Origin of the sequence: Bacteroides sp. (genome assembly GCF_028690125.1) — a bacterium.
Taxonomy (GTDB): Bacteria; Bacteroidota; Bacteroidia; order Bacteroidales; family Bacteroidaceae; genus Bacteroides.
The window spans coordinates 1-2,875 of the sequence record NZ_JAQVBV010000139.1 but is presented as its reverse complement, the minus strand read 5'-3'; the positions used below and the strand labels follow the sequence as shown (position 1 = coordinate 2,875).

Sequence of the window (2,875 nt, the reverse complement as noted above, 5' to 3'; positions counted from 1 at the left end):
ATAGATACAATGATAAGAAATAATCCTATAACGGTTTACTGTCTGGTTCGATTCCAGACATAGGAACAAATAACATAAAAACAGAGATATGAAAACATTAAGACAGTTTATTAACGAGTATTGCCAAGAGAATGGCTTAATACCAAAGAATGTACCTAGCGACACATTCGTAGACATTGAAAACGATACTAAATGCATTTCCGTAAGGAAGAGAAACAACAAGGTTACTTTTAAATGCAACAACGCTTTAGTGAGATTTGTAATTGTAGACGGTTATTTAACATACTTATATCTATAAACATGAGCAACGTATCAGACATGGAACTTATCTACACGCTTGTAGGTAATCCGGCAGCAGAGTTATTACACATGGCAGATTGCAACCTTAACAACCTTGCAAAAATGAATGCCAGCGAGCTATCCAGAGTAAAAGGTATGACAAAGAAGAAAGTAGAGATACTCATGGCCACACTAGAAATATCACGCAGGAGAATATCTGCAGAGAAGCATAAAGGAGAATCTATTAGATGCTCGGAAGATATATACAAAATTATGTACCCGCTTCTCGCTGATTTAAGGCATGAAGAGGTATGGGCCATATACTCCAACAGTAGTGGAAAAATTATTAAGAAGATGCAACTATTCAAGGGTGGAACAGCCGAATGTATTGCAGACATCAAGATAGTACTTAAAGGGGCAATAGACTGTTTAGCTAACAGAGTGATACTTGTGCATAACCATCCTACAGGCAACATAAAACCGAGTACAGCAGATGATAAACTAACAAGCAAACTAAATGAAGCCTGCAAAACGATGGATATTTCACTTCTTGACCATGTAATAATATCAGATGGTAGTCATTACAGCTATGCAGACAATGGCAGATTGTGGTAATGTTTTGTATCGCCCCGAGAGATTCGTTGTAATTGTTTTGTTATAACGAATCTTTCCATATATTTGCCAACAAAATAAACAACATGATTAGACAAGCAATAGTAACAGCACTAAAAGAATCCGGCATAACAGCCTCGGAACTGGCAAGAAGAGTAGGTATAACCAGAGGACCAATGAGCCTATATCTAAATGGAAAGGGGTCCCTATCGGATGATACCAAAGAGAGAATATTTCAAGAGCTAAACATCAAACTGGTGGTATGCAAGCCGGAAGAGTCAATACAGATAGTAAGGAATGCGACAACCTTATAAAAAACAAGAAAGGGGACCAAATCGGCCCCCTTCTTTTATTCAAACTACATCAACCTACCTTCTTACGCTTTTCCTTACTCCTATTAACGCTTATCAGCCTAGATTTCTTAATAACCCACGCTTTAAAGACATACTTCACTACCTCTGCATTCAGCTTGTCAACCGGAGCATAGGACTTCCTTATATATCCGCTAGTCACTTTATGGGCCGAAGCATGATTCAAACATAACGCAACCTGCTCTGTAGATGCCCCACAATCGTTTTGGGCGATTGTGGCCCATGAGTGACGGAAATAGTATGCTGTTATACCGCCAAGCTCGAACCGCTTGCAAATTGAAGCTAACCCCTTATTTACAGCTCGTGTTAGTTCGTCAGGAACATAATAGCATTCGCTGAAATTAAATAGATTATCCTCAGCACCCTTATATCGTTCAAATAGATGCTTTATATCATTAGGCACCTTAACCTCCATATAGGCCAACCTACCGGATGGGCCTCTTGTTTTCTTTCTGTTATAGCATAGCTTCCCATCTTTGTAGTTGTCCTTTTTCAAATCGTATAAGTCTGCAAGATTTATACCACATAAGTAGAACACCATCTTACATACATCAACTGCCAATTGTTCCCGATTATTCCTTTTGTCTTTCCTCATAACAGGTTTATAGTTTAATATCCTCCTAACATTCATAGGAGATATGTACTTTTCAGTTTTGTCCGGAACATCTTCACGAGCTATTTTAAGTCCATCAAAGGGACGTACTTTTATCTTGATGATATCTAGGTCATAGTCATTATACTTATTTCGACCATCATTAAACATAGCCCTAATGCATTTAGGGTATAATGATCTCGCCCTTGACTTATCTGATATAGATTCCAGCCAAGCACTAACATTCTTTTTGGTAAGGTCAGAAAACAATACATCTTTCTTCTTTAAGAAAGCTGAGAGGCTATTTAAGGCCGTACGATAATTTCCGGACGGTTTTACCCTTCCCTCTTTTTGCATATTAAATATAAATTCTTTCGCATATGCAGTAAACGAAAGCTCTCCCCCTTCATCCTCAAGAAATTTTTTAATTTCTGCTGCAGACCATTCGGCATAATAGACCTTATTCAATCTATCTATATAATCGTTTATCAAACCTGCCGTTTCCCTTATTATGAATGTGTCTTTTATTTCTCCGTTCTTCACCCCCTTAGCTTTTACAACTAGTTGAGTTCTTATGTATGCATTCTTCCTGCAATGCACAACAAGGATATACACAGGATAAGTTCCATCCTGCTTTAGACTCCTTACACACGCTTTAAATGTTGCCATATCACTATAAAATTTGTCTGTTTTTTTGTGAGCTATTTGTGAGCACTTGTGAGCTATTTGTGAGCAGAAGTGCAAATAGTCGTATAAATCGAATGCTTTTAAGTGTGATTAAATTATCCTAGTTAATGCAAAAACAAAGAGAATCGGTAATGTAACTGCCTCACTTACAGCTAATTTACCGATTCTCAATTTTACAATCAGGACAAAATTAAAGTCCGGGAATACCAGCCTAAAAGGCTGCCGGATCAGCGTAAAGGAATATACTGAACAAAGGCCTCGATAGCTTCGTAAGATGCAAGTCCGAGGTCGTTGTAAAGTTCGGCAGTAGCACGGTTACGATCTTCGGCACGTT

At 38.1% G+C, this 2,875-nt stretch carries 3 protein-coding genes; 2 read left to right on the top strand and 1 reads right to left on the bottom strand.

Annotation, left to right across the window (positions count from 1 at the left end; translation table 11 throughout):
* The first annotated feature begins 300 nt into the window (after positions 1 to 300).
* Both PHO71_RS25985 and PHO71_RS25980 read left to right on the top strand, forming a co-directional pair.
* Entirely contained in the window at positions 301 to 894 is a 594-nt protein-coding gene (locus PHO71_RS25985) for a RadC family protein (protein WP_300209084.1), read from the top strand.
* A gap of 83 nt (positions 895 to 977) precedes the next feature.
* Positions 978 to 1,205, top strand: a complete 228-nt coding sequence (locus PHO71_RS25980; RefSeq protein WP_300209083.1) for a helix-turn-helix transcriptional regulator — start codon at positions 978 to 980, stop codon at positions 1,203 to 1,205.
* 49 nt (positions 1,206 to 1,254) lie between these two features.
* On the opposite strand, the gene PHO71_RS25975 is transcribed toward PHO71_RS25980, so the two are convergent.
* A complete protein-coding gene (locus PHO71_RS25975; RefSeq protein ID WP_300209082.1) occupies positions 1,255 to 2,523 on the bottom strand; it encodes a phage integrase SAM-like domain-containing protein in 1,269 nt (422 codons plus the stop codon).
* Positions 2,524 to 2,875: the final 352 nt, after the last annotated feature.

Coding starts and splice junctions, on each gene's coding strand:
- PHO71_RS25980 (WP_300209083.1), top strand. CDS start 978: ATGATTAGACAAGCAATAGTAACAGCACTAAAAGAATCCGGCATAACA.
- PHO71_RS25985 (WP_300209084.1), top strand. CDS start 301: ATGAGCAACGTATCAGACATGGAACTTATCTACACGCTTGTAGGTAAT.
- PHO71_RS25975 (WP_300209082.1), bottom strand. CDS start 2,523: ATGGCAACATTTAAAGCGTGTGTAAGGAGTCTAAAGCAGGATGGAACT.